Origin of the sequence: Streptomyces sp. NPDC012637 (genome assembly GCF_042954805.1) — a bacterium.
GTDB lineage: Bacteria > Actinomycetota > Actinomycetes > Streptomycetales > Streptomycetaceae > Streptomyces.
Genome location: NZ_JBIBDS010000001.1, coordinates 1,289,332 through 1,311,544 on the forward strand (window position 1 = coordinate 1,289,332; position 22,213 = coordinate 1,311,544).

The following is a 22,213-nucleotide window of genomic DNA, read 5'->3' on the forward strand; positions in this document are numbered from 1 at the left end:
ACACCAGCATCACCGCTGGTCAGCGAAGCGCCCGTGGTCTACACCACGGGCGCTTCCGGCAGTTGGGGGCGCCCGGTTCCGGGACGGCTTTCCGGGGCTCGTTGTCCGTATGCCGGACAAGGGGCCTGGACTGGGGCGCCCTGCTCCGTATTCTCTGCGCAACGGGCTCACGGGCAGGGCCCGAGCGCCGGAGGGGTGGTGGACACATGACGACAGCGCCGCTCCGGCCTGCTCCAGTGGGCCGGGAGGAACTCCTGGCCCGGCTCGAACGCGTGCTCCAGGCCAGGGGCCGTGCCCTGCTGACCGGTCCCGCCGGCGTCGGCAAGACCGAGGTCGCCGTCGCGGCGGCCGCCCGCGCCGAGGCGCGCGGCGAGACGGTCCTGTGGCTCGCCACGCTCCCCGCCGACCGCGCGATACCCGGCGCGGCCGCCGCCGCGCTCGTCGCGTCCGTGGCCGCGACGGTCACCTGGCCGGGCCTGGCGGCGCCCGCGACCGTACCCGCGCCCAGGTCCGCGGCGGCCTCGATGGCCGCGACCGGAGGGTCCACGGGCGCCGGTGAGCCCCTGACGGCCGAGGGCCGTCCGCCCGCCGCCGGCGGCGCGACGGGCGGCACCGACCGGCTCGCCGGCTCCTTCGCCGGACCGGGGTCCGCCGGACCCGGATCCGCCGGTCACGTTTCGGCCGGCTCCGGGTCCGCGGGTGGGCACGACGGCGGGTGCCCGCACGCCTCCGCCCCCGGCCTGGGCGTCATCGCCTCCGGGGTCTTCGACGGGCTGCCGGGGCCGCAGCGGGCGGCCGTGGCGATGCTGTGCCGGGAGGCGCCGCCGGAGGAAGGCGGCTGGGACCCGATCGCGCTGCGGCTCGGGCTCGCGGGCATCCTGCGGGCGCTGACCGTCCGGGGCCCCGCGCTGCTCGTGGTCGACGGTATGCAGCACATCGACCCGGAAAGCGCCGATCTGCTCCGCTTCGCCCTTCATCTCGCCCCGCCCGCGCTGCGGGTGATCGGCGTCGAGACGCCCGAGGCGTACGTGGCGTACAGCTCGAACTACGGCATCACCGGCGGCGTGGGCGGCACGGGTGCCGCCGGTACCGCGGGCGGGCCCGCCGAGGCCTCCTCCGGCCCCGTCACGGGCTCCGTGGCGGACTCCTCCGGCGGCGCCGCGGCCTACGGCAAGGACCCGCACGAGACGCGGCTGTGGGTGCCGTCCGAGGCGGACGTGCTGCTCGTACCGCCGCTGCACGCCGACGAGATCGCCGAACTGCTCATCCACCACCGGCTGCCCTCCCGGATGGCCGGCCGCATCCACAAGGCGAGCGGCGGCAATCCGCGGCTCGCGCTCGCCGTGGGCCGCTCGCTGGCCGACGCGAGGACGCCGGTGCACCACGCGGAGGCGCTCACCCTGTCCGGGCGCGCCCGGGACCTGGCCCGGCAGCTGCTCGGCGCGGCGCCGCCCGAGGTGCGCGCGACCCTGCTCCTGGCGGCCCTGGCGCTGCGGCCCACCGCGGCGCTGGTCCGGCGGGCCGGGCGGCCCGGCGCGGAGGCCGACCTGGCCGCGGCCGAGCGGGCCGGTCTGGTGTCGATGTCCGAGGACGGCACGGTCGCGTTCACGGCCGGGCTGCTGCCCTCGACCCTGGTGCACGACGCCTGCTGGGCCGAACGCAGCGCCGGTCACGCGGCGTTGGCGCGGGTGGTGGACGACCCGGTGGAGTCGGTGCGGCACCGGGCGCTCGCCACCGACGCTCCGGACGAGGACCTCGCCGCCGAGGTCGCCGAGGCCGCGGACCTCGCGCGGCGGCGCGGCAACAGCGCGCTGGCGGCCGAACTGGCCCTGCTCGCGGCGGAGTCGACGCCGGGCCGGAACGGCCGGCAGCGGATCGCGCGTCTGGTGGACGCGGCGGAGGAGGCGGCCCGGGCGGCCCGCGCGGATCTGGCGATGCGCGCCGCGACGGATCTGCTCGCCCGGGACGCGGCGCCCGCGGACCGGGTCCGGGCCAGGCTCGCCGTGCTCGACACGGCGGGGCAGGGCCTGACCGGCCTCGACGAGATGTACGTGCACGCGATGGAGGACTCCGAGGGAGACACCGCGCTGCGGGCCGCCGTCCAGCTCCGGCTGGCCGTCAAGTACGTGCTCGCGGACGGCGATCCGCTGCGTTCGCGGGCCGCCGCGATGGAGTCGGCCGAGCTGGCCGCCTCGATGGGCGATCCGCGTACGGCCGCACAGGCCCTGACCGTACAGGCGCGCATGGAGCGGGCGCTGGGTTCGTCGGACGCGGAGGCGGTGCTCGCGCAGGCCCGGGCCCTGGAGACGGCCGAGCGGCCGTCCGGGATCCGCAACGCCGCACAGATCCTGACCATCCGTCACGCCCTGTTCGACGGGCGCCTCGTGGACGCCAGGGCGCAGCTCAACGCGCTGCTGCCGCTGGTGCAGCGGCGTGGTTCGGTGGAGGACGCGATCGAGCTGCTGAGCACGCTCGCGGAGATCGAGTCGCGGATCGGCCCGTGCGCCTCCGCGCTCGCGCACGCCGGGCAGTCGCTCGCGCTCACCCTTGAGGCCGGCCTCTCGCCCGGGCCCGCCTGGTACGCCCTGGCGCTTGCGGAGACCGCAGGCGGCAGCTTCGCCCGGGCGGCCAGCTACGCGCGGCGCAGCGTGCAGGCCTCCGAGGAGGAGGGCGACCGGGTCTTCCTGTCCCGCAGTCTGTACGCGCTGGGCCGGGTGCAGCTGGTGAACGGGGACGTCGCGGCGGCCCTGGAGACGCTGCGCCGGGTGGAGGCCAACGAGCGCGCCCAGTCCACGGTGGACCCGTCGATGCTGCGCTGGCACGAGGAGCTCGCGGAAGCGCTGCTCGCGCACGACGCGGTGGACGAGGCCCTGGCGGTCCTCGCGGAGGTGCGGCCGGTGGGCGAGCGGCTCGGCCGGACGACGGTGCTGCTCGGCTGCGACCGGGCGTACGCGCTGTGCCTGGCGGCGGAGGGCCGTACGGACTCGGCGGCGGAGCTGCTCGCGGGCACGGCGGCCCGGTTCGGCGAGGCGGAGCTGCCGCTGGAACAGGGCAGGGCGCTGATCGCGCTGGCCCGGGTGGAGCGCCGGCGGCGGCGCCGTTCGGCGGCGCAGGCCGCGCTGCACTCGGCCGCGGCGGCGTTCGAGCGGGTCGGCGCGGTGCCGTGGCTCGCGCTCACGAGCGAGACGCCGGCCGGTCCGGCGGGCGAGGGACCGGTGGGCGAGGACGCCCTGCCGGGTCTCGCCTCGCTGACGGAGGCGGAACTGCGGCTCGCGCGTCTGGTGGGGCAGGGTGCCAGCAACCAGGAGGCGGCGGCGAAGCTGTACCTGAGCGTGAAGACGGTGGAGGCGCGGCTGACGCGGATCTACCAGAAGCTGGACGTCCGCTCGCGCGCGCAGCTCGCCACCGCCCTCCGGCCGTGAGCCCTGTGCGCCGTTCCCCCGTGACCCGTTCGGCTCACACGGTGAACGGACGCTGCCCCAGGAACGCCGCGGAGGGCGCTCCGGTCGTGTAGAGGTTCGGGCTCTGACTGGGCGGCAGCCTGCGCTGGATCGCCCGGTGGAAGGTGCGGTAGTCGCCGCGGAAGGTGCCGTCGCCCCAGACCGCGAGCAGTGCCTCGGTGAAGGCGCCGTTGACGGGTCCGTCGGCGGCGGTCTGGTTGTCCTGGCAGGCGGAGATCAGGATCACCGGGGGCCCCTGTCCGTCGCCCCCGGCGACGGCGTCCTTGGCGAGCGTGCGCTGGAGGTCGTCGTAGAAGTCGCGGTCGCGCTCGTAGAGTTCGACCTGTTTCGGTTCGGGCAGGTAGCGGCCGGTGATGTCGGCGGCGCCGGGGAGTTCGACGCTGCTGCCGCTGTGGCAGCAGTCGAAGAACGTGACGATCCGTACGCCGTCGTCGAAGCGCAGGAACTCCTGGTGGACCTCGTCGTCGAGGAACTGGCGGTCGTAGAGGACCAGGGTCTCGTCGCGCCGGTCCGGTTCGTCGTCGGGGCCGGTGACGTCCGGGACCTGGCCGCCGTGGCCCGAGTAGGTGAAGAGCAGGACGTCTCCGGCGGCGAGCCGTTCGGCCGCCGCGCGCAGCTCGGTGACGACCCGGTCGACGGTGCCCTCCTGAGTGAGGACGACGGTGTCCGCGAAACCGGCGGCGCGCGCCAGGCGTGCCATGTCGCGGGCGTCGTTCTCGCAGGCCAGAAGGGTGCCGTCCCAGCCGCCGTAGCGGTCGGGGTCGACGCTGTTGAGTCCTACGTGCAGGGAGATTCCGGTGGGCATGGGTGCCTCCTTGGCCGGATCGGAGGGGGGCACCGGGGGCGTCTGATCGAGTGGCCTGCGGGTCCGGTGCCGTGGGCGGCCCTCTTCCGCGCGGTACTTACATCGTATGAACCCAAGCGACACCCGGCACGGCCGGCCGTCGGACGACCGCACCGGTTACGACGAGAACTTCCTCGGCCCGACCGTGCCGCTCGCCCTGCCGGCCCGCACCTCCGTGGAGACGGTGGTCCTGCCGTACACCCACTTCACCGTCGTCTTCCGGCCCGACCGGCGGCTCGCCGCGTCGACGGCCGTCTGCATCGAGGGCGGCGAGCTGCTCGACGACGTGCCGCGCGACGACAAGTGGCTGTACGACCCGCGGCTGCCGCGCGAGCAGCAGGCGGGCGACGACATCTACCGGAACAACAGCCTGGACCGCGGCCATCTGGTGCGGCGGCTCGACCCGGTGTGGGGCGCCGCGGCGGTGGCGGGCCGGGCGAACACGGACACCTTCCACTTCACCAACGCGGCTCCGCAGGCGGACGTGTTCAACCAGGGCAAACAGCTGTGGCAGGGCATCGAGAACTACCTCCTCGACCACGCGGCGCAGTACGACCGCAAGCTGGTGGTGCTGACGGGGCCGGTGCTCCAGGACTCCGATCCGCCGTACCGGGGCATCCAGGTGCCGTTGCGCTTCTGGAAGGTGGCCGCGTTCATGCAGGACGGGGCGCTGGCGGCGACGGCGTACGTGCTCGACCAGAGCCCGGATCTGAGCCGGGACGCGGACCGTGCGTTCGCCGGGGCGAAGGCGGGCGCGCCGCCCCCGCTCGGGCCCTTCCGCACGTACCAGGTGCCGGTGTCGGACGTCGCCGAGATCACCGAGCTGGAGCTCGGACCGCTGCCCGACGTGGACCTGATGCCGCCGATGCGGGCACCGGAGGAGCGCTGGCGGCGTCTGGAGTCGTACGAGGACATCGCGATGGCGGACTGAGCCGACGGGGCCCGGCACGACGCCAGCGCGGCCGGAGGCACGCCGCCCCGTGCGGCCCGCGGCACGACGCCCGCACGGCCCCGCGCGACACCCGCACGGTCCCGGGCACGACGCCCCGCGCGGCCCCGCGCGGCCCGGCGCGGCACCCGCGCGGCTCCGGCGCGACGCGCCTTGGGTGGAGGGTGCGTGGTGCCCGCAGCGATTGCGGGCACCTGCGCCCGGCGGGACGATGACAGCAGCGAGCAGGTGTCCCCCGTCGGCGCAAGGACACCCGGGCAGGTGTGTCATGCCGCTCACCGAAACGGAGTGGGGCCTCGTCACCAGCTGGGTGCGGGACCATCTCCTCGACGACCCCGATCCCCGGGCCAGGCTGTTCCGCACCGCTCTGACCACGGACTTCGTCACCGATCTGCCGCTCACTCCGGACCGGGACGCCAACGCCCGGGTCGTGGTGGGCGCGGCACGCCGGGACATCACGCACCAGCGGAGGCTGCTCGACGCGCTGGCCCGGCTCGACGTCCTCGACCGGCTCGACGCCACCGACGCCGTCGGGCGCGGCATGGAGGTACGGGCGCTGCTCGGCCGGCTGCGCGAGGACGAGGAGGTCCGGCACTCGGCGCTCGACCCGTTCGAGGCGGTGGTCCTGCGGCACGGCACCGAGGTGTTCATCGACCGCGCGGAGCTGCGCGGCACGCTGCGCAGGTTCGTGGCGGACCCGGAGCAGACGGTCCTGGTGGTGGACGGCGAGCCGGACAGCGGCCGCTCGTACACCTACCGGCTGATCCGGCACCTGGGTCAGCACAGCGGGTTCCGTCCGGTGCGGGTGACGCTGACGCGGACGTCGACGGCGGAGCGGCTCGTGGCGCGGCTCTGGGAGTTCGTGGCGGGCCCGGAGGCGGACGGATTCCCGTTGAACCCGACACGGTTGAACGATCCACTGCCCTCGATCGACGACGCGGTGCACCGGATCGTGAGCCGGGCGACTGCCGCCGAGGACCGTTTCTGGCTGGTGCTCGACGAGTGCGACGCGCTCGATCCGAACTCCGACGTCTGGGACTGCATCGGCAAGCTCGCCCTGGCGATCTACGAGCACACGCCGGTGCGGAAGGAGACCGTGCCGCGCCTGGTGCTGCTCGGCTACTCCACGACGCTGCACCAACTCCCTTACGACATCAGGCTGAACGAGTGCCATGACACGGCGGTCCCGGCCGGTCCTGACGAACTGCGGGACTTCTTCGGCCGGTTCTTCCGCGGGAGCTCCGGCGCTCCGGACGCCGAGCTCCCGCCCGGGCTCGTGGAGAAGACCGTGGCGGAGGTGCTGCGGGCGGTCGACTCCGCCGATCCCGGGGAGAGTTACATGCGGCGGGTGTGCACGGCGGTCGAGGAGGCGGTACGGATCCATCTGAGCCTGGGCCCCGGCGAGGACTTCCCCGCCCGGCTCCACACCGGGCTGCACTCGCCCGCGGCGCCCGTCGTGTCCGCCCTGCCCGAGCTGCGCCGCGCCTACCGTGAGGCCGCCTGCCTCCTGGACGCCTTCGACCCGGCGGCGCTGCGGCTGCCGGGCGAACGCGAGGCGAGCGGCCGGGCCGCCCTGGAACTCGTCGACGACTGCACGGCCCTCGCCACCCCGCAGCGCTCGGTGCGCTGGGTGCTGACCCCGGAGGTCCGCGCCGAGGCCCTGCGCGGCCTCGCGGGCCCGCGGGCCGCCCGTACGGCACTCGCCGCCAACGCCGACGCGCTGCCGGCGGACGCGGGCGTGGCACGCGCCGCGCTGGCCCTGCTGGCGGACGCGGAGGCGCCCGGCACCGCGTCCGGCGCCCGGGCCGACACCGCGTCGGCCGCCCTGCCGGCCGCCCTGCCGGGCGACCCGTCCGGAGCCGCGGTCGCCGCGCCCTCCGCGGCTCCCCCGTCCGCCGCGGCGGACGCCCTGCTGGTCGAGGCCGACGTGGAGGAGCTGTCCGACGTCCTGCAGGCGGTGCTCTGGCTGAAGCAGGTGCCGGGCACGGCCGGGCTCCTGCCGTCCGTCGAGGACCTCCAGCGCCGCCTGGAGCGCGCCCGGCTGCTCCAGCCGCTGCGGCTGCTCGTCCGCGACACCTTCCACGGGCGCACGCGCGAACTCGACGCGCTGCGCGCGTACATCGCGCTGCCGACCGAGCCCGCCGAGCCGCCCGTGCTGCTGCACGGCATCGGCGGCATCGGCAAGAGCACCCTGCTCGCCCGTTTCCTCCTGGACAGCCTGCGCGAAGCCGCTCCCGACAGATTCCCCTTCGCCTACATCGACTTCGAGCGACCGACGCTGTCCATCCAGGAACCGGCCACCGTCATCGCCGAGTCGGCCCGGCAGCTGGGCATCCAGTACCCGGACCACCGGGAGGCCTTCGACTCGCTCGCCGACCGGTGCGGCGAGACCGCCAGCGTCCAGCGCGGCGAGCGCAACGAGCTCGACGAGCTCTCGCGGCTCTCGGCGACCCGCGCCACCTACGGCCGCGACTACTCGGCCGGTTTCCACGCCCGGGCCAGCGCCCGCGAGCAGGACCTCGCCCGCGAGCTGGCGAGACTGGTCGCGAAGGCGGTCGCCACCCCGCCGGGGGTGATGGACCCGCCGCTGGTCATCGCGGTCGACTCGTTCGAGGAGGCGCAGTACCGCGGTTCGCCGCTCATCTCCCGGATGTGGGCGGTGTGGACGGCGCTGCGCTCCGCCTATCCGCGGCTGCGTTGGGTCACGGCCGGCCGGGCACCCATCGACCACCCGGCCCGGGTCCTCACGCCCCGCACCATGGAACTCACCGAGCTCGACGAGCAGGCCTCCGTCGACCTCCTGACGTCCTCGGGCGTCGACGACGAGACCGTGGCGCGCAGTCTGTACGCGCACGTCGGCGGCCACCCGCTGAGCCTGCGGCTCGCGGCCCGTACCGCGGTCTCGCTCGGCCAGGACGCCGAGTCGCTGGGCGAGCTGCTGCGCGGCCTGACGGGGCGGCGGCGGCTGCACAGCAGCGTGGACCAGATGCTGATCCAGGGCACGCTGTACGACCGGCTGCTCAAGCACATCGCCGACGGGGACGTGCGTGCCCTCGTCCAGGCGGGTCTCGCGCTGCGGGTCATCACGCCGGAGCTGGTGCGCGAGGTGCTCGCGGTGCCCGCCGGGCTCGCGGAGCCTTCAGTCGCGGAGGCGGGACGGCTGCTCGGGCTGCTGACCTCACGGATCGACCTGATGGAGTCGGCGGGACCGCGGGCAATCCGGCACCGGCCCGACCTGCGCTCGATCATGCTGCGGCTCTCCGACGGCGCGCGGACCGATCTGATGCGCGCGGTCGACGCCCGCGCGGTCGGCTGGTACGCGGCCCGCGACACCGTCCGGGACCGGGCCGAGGAGATCTACCACCGGCTGCGGCTCGGCGAGAACCCCCGTACGGTCGACGCGCGATGGCTCCCGGGCGTGGAGCAGTACCTGGCGGGCGCCGAGCGCGACATGGCACCGCGTTCGGCGGCCTTCCTGCTCGGCCGGATCGGCGGGCACGTGCCGGACCAGATCATGGCCGAGGCCGACCAGGAGGACTGGGAGCGGATCACCGCCCGCGAGGTCGAGGACCTGCTCACCCAGGGCTATGTGGAGGCCGCCGCGCAGCGGCTCGCCGCGCGGCAGCCGTGGACGCCGTGCAGCAGGCTGCACGCCCTGCTCGTGGAGACCCTCGCGCGCTCGGGGCGGGCGGAGGACGCGCGGGAGACGGCCGAGCGGGCGGTCGACCGGGCGGAGGAAGCGGGCTGCGCGGAGGCCCGTCTGGAGCTGCTCCAGCTGTCCGCACGGCTCGCGCAGGACGCGGGCGACTTCGCCGAGGCCGACCGGGACCTCCAGGAGGCGGAGGCCGTGGCGGCGGGTCTCGGGCTGCCCTACGAGTCGATCGGCGTCCTCGTGGCCAGGTCCCGGCTGGCCACCATGGCGAACGCGGACTCCGCGGAGACGGACGCCCGGCTCGCCCGGCGGCTGCGCGGGCTGCCCGACGAGGATCTGGCCCGGCAGCCGGCGCTGGCCCGCGCGGCGGCGGTCTCGGCCTGCCGGGTCGACCCGCCGGCCCTGGCGCGCACGCTGCGCCTCGTGGGGCTGCCCGAGGACGACGAAGCGGTGGTCTCGGCCCTCGCCCGCTGGTTCGACACGGCGATGGCCGACGAACCCCAGCTGCGCGAACCGCTGGCCCGCATCCTGGAGTCGGCCGCGGCGGGCGCCCCCGCGGCCGGAGGCGGCACGGGCGGCGGGCCGGCCCGCGCGCCCGCCGTGCCCGGGTACCCGTCCGCCTCCGTGTCCACGTCGGGTGTCCACGCCGCGCCGATGCCGCCCGACCGGGTCGAGGAAGCACTGCGGGAGGCGCGGCGCCACGGCACCCTGGACAGTCTGGCCTGGCGGGCGCTGACACTTGACGACCGCAGCGGCGATCTCCTGCTCGGTGTCGCCGCCGCCGTCGAAGCGGGCTCGGCGCTGCGGGACCGCGGCAGCGGTCCGGGGCGCGGACCGGTGCCGGGCGGGACGGACCTGGTGGGCCTCACGCCGCCGCCGGACCAGGCCGAGGCCGCGTGGCGGGAGGAGCCGTACCTGACCTCGGACGAGCTGCTCGGCGTGGAGAACGCGGCCATGGAGGCGGGACTCGCCGACCGGTCGCTGCGCGGCCGGCTGTTCGCGGGCATCAAGGACCACTTCTGGATGGCGCTGCTGCCGCAGCCGACCCCGTTCCGGCAGCTCCAGTCCGACCTGCGGACGATGAACCGGGTCGAGCGGCTGATGGAGGGCGAGGTGCCGCTGGAGCTGTGGCTGCGCAACGCGATCGGCCTGGCCGCCGACCTCGGCGCGGTCGCCGTCTTCCAGCGGGCCCTCGACCACGTGGTGCGGGACGCGGCGGGCGAGCCCGACCTTCCGGACGAGTTCCTGTCCGCGGAGTTCAAGGAGGAGATCGTCGTCCGGGACGACATGGTGCCCTTCGAGTTCCTGTACGAGGGCTTCGTGGCCGGCGCGGCCGTCGCCCGCGTGACCGTGCCCCCGTACGAGTCGGGGCAGCAGCTCCACCCCGCGTACCCGCACGTCGGCACCGGCTGGCTGATCGCCCCCGGGCTCCTCGTCACCAACCACCATGTGGTGAACGCCCGCAACGGCATCGGCGGCGGGCGCAAGCGGGCCGCGGAGGAGGACCTCCAGCTCCAGGTGCGCAACTCGCGCACGCGCTTCGACTACGGCGCCGACCAGGCCGAGACCGAGGAGGCCACGGCCTCCGGCCTCGTCGCCTGGGACGAGGAACTCGACTACGCCATCGTGCGTCTGACGGCCGCCCAGCCCGGGCGGATGGTGCTGCGGGTGGCCACCGCGCCCTGCGAGGCCCGGGGGAACGCCCCGCAGGCGGTCAACATCATCCAGCACCCCAAGGGCATGCCGAAGCGGGTCGCACTGCGCAACAACCTGGTGTACCAGGCGGACGAGAAGAACCTCGCGTACTTCACCGACACCCAGGGCGGTTCCTCCGGCTCGCCCGTCTTCACCGACCGCTGGACGGTCGTCGCACTGCACCGCGGGGCGCGCCGGGTCAGCGACCTCGACTACCAGGGACGGACGACGGCGGTGGTCAACGTCGGCACCCAGATGAGCCGGATCCTCACCCATCTGCGGGAGAACCGGCCCGAGTTGTACGAGGAGATCATGGCGGCGCAGGCGGCGCTGCCGCGGGAGCCCGACCTGTGACGAATGACGGATGACGGATGACGGGCGACAGGCTAGGCGACAGGCTAGGCGACAGGCAGCGGAGGTGACGGGAGATGCGCTACGGATCACGCAGCGGCTCGCACAGCGGGTCGCCGGTCGCGACCGGCCCCGAGCAGGTCTTCGGCGACCTGGGCGAGGTGGCCGCCCGGGTGCGCGGCCGGCTCGAAGAGGAGCTGGAGATCCAGGAGTCCGCCGAGGAGCTGCCGCCCGGCGCCGCCCCGGCCGCCGAGATCGGCCGCTTCGCCCAGGAGGAACGGGCCCGGGTCCTGGAGGCCGGGGTGACCGGCCTGGAGAAGCTGGCCGAGGGACGCGCGGAGGAGATCGACGAGGACGAGTACTTCGGGGTGGAGGCGATCGTCCTCCTGGAGGGCCGGCCCGCCATCCTGGTGCAGGGGCAGGACTTCGCCCCGCAGGAGGGCGACTGGTCGGTGCTCGACGCCGGCCGGGCCGCGATCCACGAGTCGATCGCCCGGGTGGGGCGGGTGGAGGTCACCGGGCATCCCAGCCTGGAATGGATCGGCACGGGCTTCCTGGTGGGCCCCGAGGCGGTGATGACCAACCGGCACGTGGCGGCCGAGTTCAGCCGCGCCGAGGACGCGGGCTGGACCTTCCAGCAGGGCATGACGGCCCGGGTCGACCCCGGCGAGGAGCTGCCGGCCCATCAGGCGCCCGGCCCGGTGCCGGCCGCCGGCCCCCTGCCGTACGAGGTCACCGAGGTGATCGGGATCCATCCGGACGTGGACCTGGCCCTGCTGCGGATCGCCCCGCCGGACGGCGAGCCGCTGCCGACGCCGCTGGCGGTCGCCGCGGACGCCCCGGCGAGCCTGCCCGGCAGGCCGGTGTACGTCATCGGGTATCCGGCCTGGGACGGGCGCCGCAACGAGCCGGAGTCGATGCGGCGGATCTTCATGGACGTCTACAACGTGAAGCGGCTGCAGCCGGGGATGGCGACCGAGTTCACGCCCGGCGGTCTGGTGATGCGCCACGACTGCTCCACCCTCGGCGGCAACAGCGGCTCCCCGGTCTTCGACCTCACGGACCACCGGGTCCTCGGTCTCCACTTCGGCGGGCGCTACCGGATCGGGAACGTGGCCGTGCCGTTGTGGGAGCTGGTGGACGATCCGCTCCTCGCGCAGGCCAAGGTCAACTGGGTCTGAGCCGCGCGCCGGGGACGGCCGCTACGCCGTGCCGCCGAGCAGCCCGAAGACCGGGAGCAGCCCGTGCGGTCGGCGGTCGACGGGAAGGTGGTCGACGAAGTGCACCCGGGCGCCGAGCGCCTCGGCGCCCCCGTCGGCGCGCCGGTCGTCGCCGACCATCAGGGTCTCGGCCGGAATCAGGCCCAGCCGTTCGCACGCGAAGCGGAAGATGGCGGGGTCGGGCTTCTGGACGCCGACCTCGAAGGAGAGGGCGTACACGTCGACCCATTCGTCGAGGCCGTGGGCGCGGAAGACCGGGCGCAGGTCCCAGCCGATGTTGCTGACCACGGCGACCGAGACGCCGCCGCGGCTCAGCTCGCCGAGGGTGCGGGCGGTGTCGGGATAGGGGTGCCAGGCCTCTGGGCACTTGTGGCGCTCGTAGAGGGCGTCGGCCAGCGCCGGATCGGTGACGCCGGCCTCGTGGATCAGCGCGGTGTACGCGGCACGGTGCCGCTCGGCGTCGAGGTCCCGCTCCCGCCACAGCTTCTCCAGCCGCCGGGGCACCCGTTCCGGCGACGGGCCGCCGGGCAGGGCGCCGTAGTGGGTGAGACGTTCCACGGTGTGGGCGAACTCGTCGCCGGAGAGCCGGACCTCGGCCCCGGCGAGGACGGCGTCCAGCCAGTGGGCGATGGACTCGACGCGCAGCAGGGTGCCGGAGAAGTCGAACATGACGCCTTTGATCACCCCTCGATCGTAGAACGCCCCGCCGGGAACTCCCGTACCGACTCCGGCGTTATACCCCCTAAGGGTATGCAGACTTCGTGGGTACGACCAGGAGGCAAGGTGCGACGACTGACCGCGCTCGAACCCGGGCAGGCGACCGGCAAGGCGCGTGAACTGCTCGCCGACATCGTCGAGCGGCACGGCTCGGCCGGCGAGATGGTGTCCACGATGGCCCACTCTCCGGCCGTCCTGGAGGGCTATCTGAGCCTGTCCCGGGCGATGAGGCGGGTGAAGATCCCGCGGCCGCTGAGCGAGAAGATCTCGCTCGCCGTGCAGGAATGGATCGGCTGCGGCACCTGCCGCGAGGCCCATGTGGCGGCGGCCCGCGCCGCGGGCCTGACGGACGACGACATCGGACTGGCCCGCCAGGGCACCTCGACGGACGCCCGCGAGGCGGCGCTCATCGCGGTCGCCCTGCGCGTCCTCGCCGAGCCGGGCACGCTGGCCGACGAGGACGTGGCGGAGCTGCGGGCGCACGGCTGGAGCGACCGGATCATCGCCGAGGTGGTCGGCGTGGTCACCCTCAACCTCCTGACCGGCGCCTTCAACCTGCTGGCCGGCATCCAGCCGGAACCGGCCGAGGCGGACGCCTGACGGGACGGCTCCCCGGGCGTCCGGGCGGGCCCGTGGCCCCCGGCACCGGATTGCCGGGGGTGACGGGCGGTGCGGTAATGGAGACGCCGGCCCTTCGGCCGCGCGTCCCACCGGCGACACCGAGCAGGGAGCAGGTATGACCGACGGTCCCGAGCCCATCAGTGCCGACGCCCTCCGGGCACTCCGGCAGGAGCTCGCCGAGCTGCGGGCCGAACGCGGGGCGGTGGCCGCCACCCTGCGGGACGAGAACCCGGTCGGCGACCGGGCCGACGAGGCCGACGAGTTGCAGCGGGCCGACGATCTCGCCCGGCTCGACCGGCGGATCGCGGCGATCGAGGCACGACTGGGCGAGGGCGCCGCCGCGTCCGCGCCGTCCACCGTCGAGGTGGGCGTCGGCAGCACGGTCACCGTGCGGTTCGAGGACGGCGGCGAGTCGACCGTCCACGTCGGCGAGCTCGCGGACGCCGACGACCCGGCCCTGGTGACCTCGGACAGCCCGCTGGGCTCCGCTCTGCTGGGCAGGCACGCCGGCGACACCGTCACGTACCGGACGCCCGGGGGCCCGATGAGCGCGGTCGTCGTCTCCGTCGGCGACTGAAACGACCGGAGGCCGAGCAGGCGAGCAGCCGTTCACGGGGCGGCGGTACGGGCGGAACTCCGGCTGCCCTCGGGTCCGAGCCCCACGCGGGTCTGCCGCCGGCCCGTGTCTTCCTGGGAGGTGCCCACGTCGTTCACCCTTCCGCCGAGCGAGCACGTCGCCGCGCGCGCCGTGACACACGGTGATACATGGCCTGATATGCGCGTTTTCGCCCAGCGTGGGGCGGGGCACCACGGCCCGCCGTCGCAGGCCGCGCTCCGGCCCGGGATCCCGCTTGCGGGGCGGGAACGGCCGGGTTTGAGTGGGTGTGCCCGCCCCGGACAGTGCGCGCGGTGGGTCACCCCCACCCCGTCAGGAGCTTCAGATGTCGATGGCGTTCGGTTCGTCCTTCGGTTCCTCCGATCCGTTCAGCGACCTGCTGAACCGGTTCTTCGGTATGTCGCCCGCGTCCTCGCCCCCTGCCGTCCAGCGCGTGCCCATCGGACGCCTCCTCACCGAGTCCTCGCACGAACTGCTCAACCAGGCGGCACGGAAGGCGGTGCTCGACGGCACGAGGGACCTCGACACCGAGCACCTGCTGTGGGCGGCGACGCAGGTGGAGCCGTCCCGCCGGATCCTCGAGGAGGCCGGGGTGAGCCCCGAGAAGCTGGCCGAACAGATCGCCCAGGTGCTTCCCCGCGAGTCCCGCGAGCCGTCCGCCGAACCCGGGCTCACGCCGGCGGCCAAGCGCACGCTCGCCGCCGCCCACGCCTACGCCCAGGCCTCGGGCGTCTCGTACATCGGCCCCGAACACATCCTCGGCGCCCTCCTCCGCGACCCCGACTCGGGCGCCACCCGCTTCCTGCGCGCCGAGGACCTGGACGTCCAGAAGCTGCGCGGCCTCGCCGAGCAGGCCTCGCGCCCGGAGAGCGCGCCCGCCGCGCCCCGGGAGCCGGCCACCGCCCTGGACGAGTTCGGCCGGGACCTCACGGAGGAGGCGAAGGCGGGCAGGCTGGACCCGGTGGTCGGCCGGGCCGAGGAGATCGAGCAGACCGTGGAGATCCTGTCCCGGCGGTCCAAGAACAACCCGGTGCTCATCGGCGAGCCCGGAGTGGGCAAGACCGCCATCGTCGAGGGCCTCGCCCAGCGGATCGTGGCGGGCGAGGTGCCCGACACCCTCAAGGACAAGCGCGTCGTCTCGCTCGACCTGTCCGGCATGGTGGCGGGAGCCCAGTACCGCGGCCAGTTCGAGGAACGCCTCAAGAAGGTCATCGAGGACGTCCAGAGCGCCGAGGGCGAGATCATCCTCTTCATCGACGAGCTGCACACCGTCGTCGGCGCGGGCGCGACCGGCGAGGGCGCGATGGACGCGGGCAACATGCTCAAGCCCGCCCTCGCCCGCGGTGAGCTGCACGTGGTCGGCGCGACCACCATCGACGAGTACCGCAAGCACGTCGAGAAGGACGCCGCCCTCGAACGCCGCTTCCAGCCGGTCCTGATCCCCGAGCCGACGGTGGAGGAGACCGTGCAGATCCTCGAAGGACTGCGGGACGCGTACGAGGCCCACCACCAGGTCCGCTTCGCCGACGGCGCCCTCGCCGCGGCGGCCGAGCTGTCCGACCGCTACATCAGCGACCGCTTCCTGCCCGACAAGGCGATCGACCTCATGGACCAGGCGGGCGCCCGGGTCCGGCTGCGCAGTGCCGGACGCTCCACCGAGGTCGTCAGCCGCGAGGACACGCTCGCCAGGCTGCGCCGCGAGAAGGACCAGGCGGTCGCGGGCGAGGAGTTCGAGAAGGCCTCGGAGCTGAAGCAGCGGATCGCCGAGGTGGAGGGCGAGCTGGCCGGCATCGAGGAGCGCCGTGAGGGCGTGGTGTCGGTCACCGCGTCCGACATCGCCGACATCGTCTCCCGCCGCACCGGCATCCCCGTCTCCCAGCTCACCACCAGTGAGAAGGAGCGCCTCCTCAGGCTGGAGGAGGAGATGCACGCCCGGATCGTCGGCCAGGACGAGGCGGTCACCGCGGTGTCCGAGGCGGTCCGCCGCAATCGCGCGGGCATGGGCGACCCCGACCGCCCCGTCGGCTCCTTCCTCTTCCTCGGCCCCACGGGCGTCGGCAAGACCGAACTCGCCAAGACCCTCGCGGAGCTGCTCTTCGGCGACGCGAACCGCATGGTCCGCTTCGACATGAGCGAGTTCCAGGAGAAGCACACCGTCGCGCGGCTGGTCGGCGCGCCTCCCGGATACGTGGGGTACGAGGAGGCCGGCCAGCTCACCGAGAAGGTGCGCAGGCAGCCGTACAGCGTCGTGCTGTTCGACGAGGTGGAGAAGGCGCACCCGGACGTCTTCAACACCCTGCTGCAGATCCTGGACGACGGCCGGCTGACGGACGGTCAGGGCCGGACGGTGGACTTCCGCCACTGCGTGGTCATCATGACGTCCAACATCGGCGCCCACCGGATCCTCGCCCACGAGGGCGACGCGGCGGAGCTGAAGGACGTGCTGATGGAGGACCTGCGGGGCCGGTTCCTGCCGGAGTTCCTCAACCGCATCGACGACATCATCGTCTTCCACAGCCTCACCGAGCAGGATCTGACGCAGATCGTCGAGCACCTCCTCGACCGCAGCGAGCACCGGGTCCGCGCCCAGGGCCTCAGGCTCGAGGTCACCGAGGCGGCGAAGAAGCTCCTCGTCGCCCACGGCTACCAGCCCGAGTTCGGTGCCCGCCCGCTGCGCCGCACCATCCAGACCGAGTTGGACAACCGGATCGCCTCGCTGCTGCTCGGCGGGGAGGCCGAACCCGGGGACACGATCGTCGCCGACGTGATCGGGGACTCGCTGCACTGCACCATCCGCAGGAACGAGGATTCCGGGGCGGTGTCCGGAGCGGCCGCCGGCTGACGGAGCAGGCGGCGGACGGCGGAGCAGGCGCCGGCTGACGGAGGACGCGGCAGTAGCCGGAGTCGGTGCCGGTCGACGGAGCAGGCGGCGGACGGGGGAACAGGTGCCCGTCGACCGAGCAGCCGGCGGTCGGCGGACTAGGTGCCCGTCGACCGAGCAGCCGGCGGTCGGCGGACTAGGTGCCCGCCGACGGGGTAGCCGCCGGATGACGGGGCCGATCCCACGCCGTGAGGAGGAGACCGTGGGTCCCACGCACGCGCTGAACGAGTACCACCGTCGCCGGGACTTCTCCCGGACCGCCGAACCGCGCGGCGGAGACGCGGCCGCGGCACCCGGCGAGCCGCCCTCGTTCGTGGTCCAGATCCACGACGCGACGGCGATGCACTTCGACTTCCGGCTGGAGGTCGACGGGGTGCTGCGGTCCTGGGCCGTTCCCAAGGGCCCGTCGACCGATCCGCAGGACAAGCGTCTCGCCATGCCCACGGAGGACCACCCGCTGGAGTACCGCGAGTTCGAGGGCGTGATCGCCCCCGGGGAGTACGGCGCCGGCACCGTCATCGTCTGGGACGAGGGCACCTACCGGAACCTGTCGGAGGACCGGCGCGGCCGGGAGGTCCCGTTCGCCGAGGCCCTGGACGGCGGGCACGCCTCGTTCTGGCTGGACGGCCGGAAGCTCCACGGCGGCTACGCGCTGACCCGGATCCGCGGTGACGGCGCGGGCCGCGAGGCGTGGCTGCTCGTCAAGCACGCCGACCGGCGGGCCCGGGCGGCGGGCGGCACCGACCCGCACCGCGCCAGGTCGGCCCGCACCGGCCGTACCCTCCGTCAGGTCGCCGACGACGGCGACGGGAACGGGAACGGGTCATGAGCGCGGCGAGGGGCACGGCGTCCGCCGTACGGGTCGGGCGGCGCACGGTCGAGCTGCCACGGCCCGACAAGGTCCTCTTCCCGGCCGACGGACTGACCAAGGCCGACCTGGCCGACTACTACCGGCGGGTGGCCGGGCAGATGGTGCCGCAGCTGCGCGGCCGTCCGCTGATGCTGGAACGCCACCCCGACGGCATCGACGACTCCGGCTTCATGCAGAAGGACGTCCCCGAGCACTTCCCGGACTGGCTGGCCCGCGCCGAGCTGCCCAAAGCGGACGGCACGGTCACCTACGCCCTCTGCGACGACGCCGCCTCGCTCGTCTACCTGGCGGGCCAGGCCTGCGTCACCCCGCACCGCTGGCTGTCGCGCGCCGACCGCCCCGACCGCCCCGACCGGCTGGTCTTCGACCTCGACCCGCCGGGCGACGACTTCGGCTCCGTGCTCCGGGCCGCCCGTCGGCTGCACGCGCTCCTCGACGACCTCGAACTGCCCTCGCTGCCGATGACGACCGGCTCGCGCGGGCTGCACGTCGTGGTGCCGCTGCTGCGCCGCGACACCTTCGACGAGGTACGGGCCTTCGCCCGCGACCTCGCGGAACTGCTCGCCGCCCGCCACCCGGACGAACTGACCACCGCGGCGCGCAAGAAGGACCGCCGCGGGCGGCTCTACCTGGACGTCCAGCGCAACGGCTACGGCCAGACCGCCGTCGCCCCCTATGCCGTACGGGCCCGGCCAGGGGCCCCGGTCGCGGCTCCGCTGGACTGGGCGGAGCTCGACGAACCCGGCCTCACGGCCCGCCGCTGGACCCTTCGGGACGCCGAGGAGATGCTCGCCCGCACTCCCTGGAGCGACGCGCCGCGCGGCCGGTCCCCCGCGGCGGCGCGGCGGCGGCTCGCCGAGCTCGGCGGAGGAGGGTGATGCCGTGACGCGCGTGACGGTCGAAGAAACCGAGATCGTGGTCCGGCTCGGACTGCGCGAGGCCCTGGCCGCCCGGCGGCGTACGGTCCGGCTGCCGGTCTCGGCGCTGCGCGACGTCGGCGTCGAGAACAGCTGGTGGCGCGTGCTGCGCGGCGAGGCGGCCCGTGGCGTCTGGCTGCCGGGTCGCTGCGCGGGCGAGCGGCGCGGCCCTGCCGGGACGGACTTCGTCGCGGTACGGGCCGAGACTCCGGCGCTGCAGATGGATCTGGGCCCGGCCTCCCCCTACGCCCGGGTGGCCGTGTCGGTCCCCGACCCCGAACGGACCGAACGCGCGCTGCGCGGGCTCATTCCGGAGGACGCCGTGGAGCCGCCCACCGAGGAGTCCGACACGCCGTGACGGACGAGACGCGCACCCGGTCTCCCCAGGGGTCTAGGCGGCCTGCCGGCCGGCCTGCTCCAGGGCTTTGATCAGCTCGTCCCGCTTCATGCCCGAGCGGCCGGGGATCCCGGCGGCCGAGGCCCGCTCGTACAGCTCGGCCTTGGTCAGCTCCGAGAGCCCGGACTCCTTCCGCCCCTGCCGCCTCCCCGTCCTGCCCTGCTTCCCGCCCTTGCCCTGCCTGCTCTGCTCGCCCGTGCGCTGCTTCCTCTCCTCGCCCTTGCTCTGCTCGCCCTTGCTCTGCTTCCCCTTGCTCTGCTTTCCCTTGGCGCGGGCCCGTTCGACGCTCGCACGCAGCGCCTCGGTCAGGTCGATCACGTTGGTGGCCTCCGCCGCCGGTTCGGCCTTCTCGACGGTCTCGCCGGCCTGCTTCGCCTTGATCAGGTCGGCGACCTTGTCGCGGTAGGTGTCGTGGAACTCCTCGGGATCCCAGTCCATCGCGAGCGTGTCGATGAGCTGCTCGGCCATCCGCATCTCCTTCGCGCCGGCCGAGACGCGCGAGCCCGGCAGGTCGGGGACCTCCTCGCGGGGGTCCCGGATCTCGTCGGCCCAGTGCAGTGTGTGGAGGGTGAGGATGCCCTCCTCGGACTTGAGGGCCACCAGGTACTCGCGGCCGCGCATGACGAAGGTGGCGACACCGGCCCGGTTGCTCTTCGCCAGGGCCCGCTCCAGCAGGGCGTAGACCTTCGCGTAGTCCTTGCTCTTCGGCCCGAGGTAGTAGGTCCGGTCGAAGAAGATCGGGTCGATGGCGTCCAGGTCCACGAACCCGTTGATCTCCAGCGCCTTCGAACGCCCGGGCGCGATCTCGTCCAGCTCGTCGGGCTCGACGAGGACGTACGCGTCGCCCGCGTCGAAGCCCTTGACGATGTCGTCGAGCTCGACCTCCTCACCGGTCCGCTCGTTCACCCGCCGGTTGCGGATCCGGTCGGAGGTCCCCCGCTGCAGCTGGTGGAAACGCAGCGTGTGCGCGGAGGTTGCGGTGTACAGCCCGACGGGAATGCTGACGAGCCCGAAGCTGAGCACCCCGGTCCATATCGGTCTGGCCATCCCGCTCACCACCACCGCAGCCGTACGGCCCCCGCTGCTCCGCGACTGCCCCACCGGGACCGAGCGGAAACGGCCGGGAGCAGGCCCTGGCTCACGTCCCCGATCCGGAGGAGACGGCCTAGCCGCGCAGGCGCACGGCGAGGGACGTGAGCCAGGCACCGGGAGTGAGGGAGGCCGGCGGCACCACCTCGGCGCCGAGGGCGGCCAGGGCCAGGGCGAACTCGTCCTCCTCGAGGGGAAGGGCCAGCAGGTCGTGCAGCTCCCCCGTCAGCTGGGCGACGAGCCCCGGGTCGGTGCCCTCCAGGTAGTCGGCGAGGGCCGCCTCGTGGTCGCCGAACTCCTCCGGCATGTCCTGCGAGAACCAGCCGCCGAGCAGCTGCGCCAGCTCGGGGAAGCGGGCCCGCCATTCCCACGGCGTCGCGGGAGGCGCCGGCGGCGGCGCCTGGCCGTTCGCCAGGCTCTCGTCGAGCCGGTCGGCCAGGCCCGTGAGCCAGTCACGGACCTCCTCGGGCGGCAGACCCACGTCGGGCAGCCGGTAGTACTCGCCGAGCCGCAGCCGCAGCCGTCCCGGCGGATTGTCCGCGTAGACGCGCAGCTGCTCGGCGGCGACGGCGATCGCCCAGGGCCGGGTGCGCCAGGTCTGCCGCAGATATCCGGACACGGCCTCGGGGGCGTGCGGGCCGAGGCCCAGGTGGGCGCGGACGACCTGGTCGAGCTCGCCGTACTTGCGGTCGTGCTCGGCGGGGTTCAGGGACACGGGGGCCTCTACAGGACGACGGGCAGGGAGGAGTGCACGGTGAACGGGTACGCGCCGGGCTCGGCGGAGCCGTTCCGGCGGAGCACGACCCGCACGGCGCGCACCGGGATGGGCTCCTGGCCGACGAGGGCCATTCCGGTGGTGAGCAGCGTGCCCACGGGATCGGGCCGCGAGGGCCAGGCGGCCTCGATCACGAGTCGCTGCCGGGTGGACTGGGCCAGCCAGCGGTGGATGACCTGCTCGTTCAGGGCGATCACCTGCTGGGTGGCCCACTGGGCGGTCACCCGGTCGGGGAAGGTCGCGGCACGGTCGGCGCGGGCCGGGACGGAAGGCGCGGGCGGCTTCGTCATGTCAGGCGTCGGGTCAGCGGTCATGTCAGGCTCCGCCCCAGCCGCGCAGGATGGCCCGGTGGGCGGCCGAGTAGTTGGCGTGCCCGGTGGTGACGACGGCGTGCAGCCACTTCTGCGCGGCCTGCAGGTCCTCCATCTGACGGTCCCAGCGGTCGAGCTCGTCCACGAAGGCCTCGCGGGCCTCGCCCTGCCAGGTCAGGACGACCGGCACCGTGCGGTCGTACAGCGCGCCCAGTTTCTCGTTGAGCTTCTTGACGATGTCCTCGAGGTCGCCGGCTATCTCGCGCAGCGCGACCAGATCGACGGAGATTGAGCCGTCGTCGTTCACGATTCCCCCTGCCTTACGGACGTGCGGATGTGCAGATCTGCGGTCTGCGGACGTGCGGTGTGCGCACGCGTGGTGCGCGCACACGTGGTACGCGGTCGTGCGTCAGATGTCATTGATCTTGCTGGTCGGCGCCGCTGCCCCGCCGGAGCCCGGGCCGCGGCCCGGTCCCTCGCCGGACAGCTCGCGCACCTCGGCGTCGATGTCGACCTTCTTCATCTCGGCCCGGAACTGCCGCAGCATGTCCAGCTCCTGGCGCGTGAACCCGTCCCGGCTCATCCGCACCGCCTTCGCCAGGACCCCCAGGATCTCCCGGACCCGCACGGCGTCCGCGCCGGCCTCCCGGTGCAGCTTCCGGTACGCCGTCGCCGCCTCGCTGCGCCACCGCGCCTCGGCCCGGTCGACGATGGCGTCCATCCGGCGCACCTGCCCGTCGATGTGCGTCCGCATGGCGTCCAGGTCGTCCGCGAGACGCTTCAGGTCCTGGTCCGTCACGTCGAGGTTCGGCTCGGTGGCCATGGCGGCGGCTCCTTCCGTGGCGA

17 protein-coding genes are annotated in these 22,213 nt (G+C 74.1%); 10 read left to right on the forward strand and 7 right to left on the reverse strand.

Translation table 11 applies throughout. From position 1 onward, the window contains the following. The first annotated feature begins 206 nt into the window (after positions 1-206). Positions 207-3,422, forward strand: coding sequence for an AAA family ATPase (locus ACFY8W_RS05880; protein WP_391100721.1), 3,216 nt, complete (start codon positions 207-209; stop codon positions 3,420-3,422). A gap of 34 nt (positions 3,423-3,456) precedes the next feature. On the opposite strand, the gene ACFY8W_RS05885 is transcribed toward ACFY8W_RS05880, so the two are convergent. Continuing rightward, positions 3,457-4,266, reverse strand: a complete 810-nt coding sequence (locus ACFY8W_RS05885; RefSeq protein WP_391100723.1) for a caspase family protein — start codon at positions 4,264-4,266, stop codon at positions 3,457-3,459. Positions 4,267-4,372: 106 nt separating this feature from the next. Between ACFY8W_RS05885 and ACFY8W_RS05890 the strand changes: the two genes are divergently transcribed. The 3 genes from ACFY8W_RS05890 (at position 4,373) to ACFY8W_RS05900 (ending at position 12,133) form a co-directional block, all read left to right on the forward strand. Continuing rightward, entirely contained in the window at positions 4,373-5,236 is an 864-nt protein-coding gene (locus ACFY8W_RS05890; protein ID WP_391100726.1) for a DNA/RNA non-specific endonuclease, read from the forward strand. 286 nt (positions 5,237-5,522) lie between these two features. Continuing rightward, positions 5,523-10,955 (forward strand): trypsin-like peptidase domain-containing protein, encoded by a 5,433-nt coding sequence (locus tag ACFY8W_RS05895; protein WP_391100727.1) that lies wholly within the window; start codon positions 5,523-5,525, stop codon positions 10,953-10,955. Between the two features lie 74 nt (positions 10,956-11,029). After that, positions 11,030-12,133, forward strand: coding sequence for a trypsin-like peptidase domain-containing protein (locus tag ACFY8W_RS05900; protein WP_391100729.1), 1,104 nt, complete (start codon positions 11,030-11,032; stop codon positions 12,131-12,133). Positions 12,134-12,154: 21 nt separating this feature from the next. Here ACFY8W_RS05900 and ACFY8W_RS05905 read toward each other — a convergent pair whose 3' ends face one another. Further along, positions 12,155-12,841 (reverse strand): HAD family hydrolase, encoded by a 687-nt coding sequence (locus ACFY8W_RS05905; protein ID WP_391101739.1) that lies wholly within the window; start codon positions 12,839-12,841, stop codon positions 12,155-12,157. 114 nt (positions 12,842-12,955) lie between these two features. Here ACFY8W_RS05905 and ACFY8W_RS05910 point away from each other — a divergent pair, with 114 nt between their 5' ends. From ACFY8W_RS05910 to ACFY8W_RS05935, 6 genes are all read left to right on the forward strand, one after another. Further along, positions 12,956-13,489, forward strand: a complete 534-nt coding sequence (locus tag ACFY8W_RS05910; RefSeq protein WP_391100732.1) for a carboxymuconolactone decarboxylase family protein — start codon at positions 12,956-12,958, stop codon at positions 13,487-13,489. Between the two features lie 136 nt (positions 13,490-13,625). Next, positions 13,626-14,087, forward strand: coding sequence for a GreA/GreB family elongation factor (locus ACFY8W_RS05915; protein WP_391100734.1), 462 nt, complete (start codon positions 13,626-13,628; stop codon positions 14,085-14,087). A gap of 364 nt (positions 14,088-14,451) precedes the next feature. Next, entirely contained in the window at positions 14,452-16,968 is a 2,517-nt protein-coding gene (locus ACFY8W_RS05920) for an AAA family ATPase (RefSeq protein ID WP_391100736.1), read from the forward strand. Positions 16,969-17,173: 205 nt separating this feature from the next. Next, positions 17,174-17,836 carry a DNA polymerase ligase N-terminal domain-containing protein gene (locus ACFY8W_RS05925; RefSeq protein ID WP_391100739.1) on the forward strand — a complete coding sequence of 221 codons (663 nt, stop codon included), beginning with the start codon at positions 17,174-17,176 and terminating at the stop codon, positions 17,834-17,836. Next, on the forward strand, positions 17,833-18,756 hold the full coding sequence (gene ligD, locus ACFY8W_RS05930) for a non-homologous end-joining DNA ligase (protein ID WP_391100741.1): 924 nt from the start codon (positions 17,833-17,835) through the stop codon (positions 18,754-18,756). Before ACFY8W_RS05925 ends, ligD begins: the two co-directional genes overlap by 4 nt. Positions 18,757-18,769: 13 nt before the next feature. Continuing rightward, the gene (locus ACFY8W_RS05935; RefSeq protein ID WP_391100743.1) at positions 18,770-19,153 is read left to right on the forward strand and encodes a hypothetical protein; all 384 of its coding nucleotides are present in this window, start codon (positions 18,770-18,772) and stop codon (positions 19,151-19,153) included. A gap of 33 nt (positions 19,154-19,186) precedes the next feature. Here ACFY8W_RS05935 and ACFY8W_RS05940 read toward each other — a convergent pair whose 3' ends face one another. From ACFY8W_RS05940 to ACFY8W_RS05960, 5 genes are all read right to left on the reverse strand, one after another. Continuing rightward, entirely contained in the window at positions 19,187-20,239 is a 1,053-nt protein-coding gene (locus ACFY8W_RS05940; RefSeq protein ID WP_391100744.1) for a Ku protein, read from the reverse strand. Positions 20,240-20,357: 118 nt separating this feature from the next. Further along, the gene (locus ACFY8W_RS05945) at positions 20,358-20,996 is read right to left on the reverse strand and encodes a contact-dependent growth inhibition system immunity protein (protein ID WP_391100746.1); all 639 of its coding nucleotides are present in this window, start codon (positions 20,994-20,996) and stop codon (positions 20,358-20,360) included. Positions 20,997-21,004: 8 nt separating this feature from the next. Beyond that, on the reverse strand, positions 21,005-21,346 hold the full coding sequence (locus tag ACFY8W_RS05950; RefSeq protein WP_391101741.1) for an RNase A-like domain-containing protein: 342 nt from the start codon (positions 21,344-21,346) through the stop codon (positions 21,005-21,007). A gap of 25 nt (positions 21,347-21,371) precedes the next feature. Further along, positions 21,372-21,674, reverse strand: a complete 303-nt coding sequence (locus ACFY8W_RS05955) for a WXG100 family type VII secretion target (RefSeq protein WP_391100748.1) — start codon at positions 21,672-21,674, stop codon at positions 21,372-21,374. A gap of 102 nt (positions 21,675-21,776) precedes the next feature. Then, positions 21,777-22,190, reverse strand: a complete 414-nt coding sequence (locus tag ACFY8W_RS05960) for a WXG100 family type VII secretion target (protein ID WP_391100750.1) — start codon at positions 22,188-22,190, stop codon at positions 21,777-21,779. Positions 22,191-22,213: the final 23 nt, after the last annotated feature.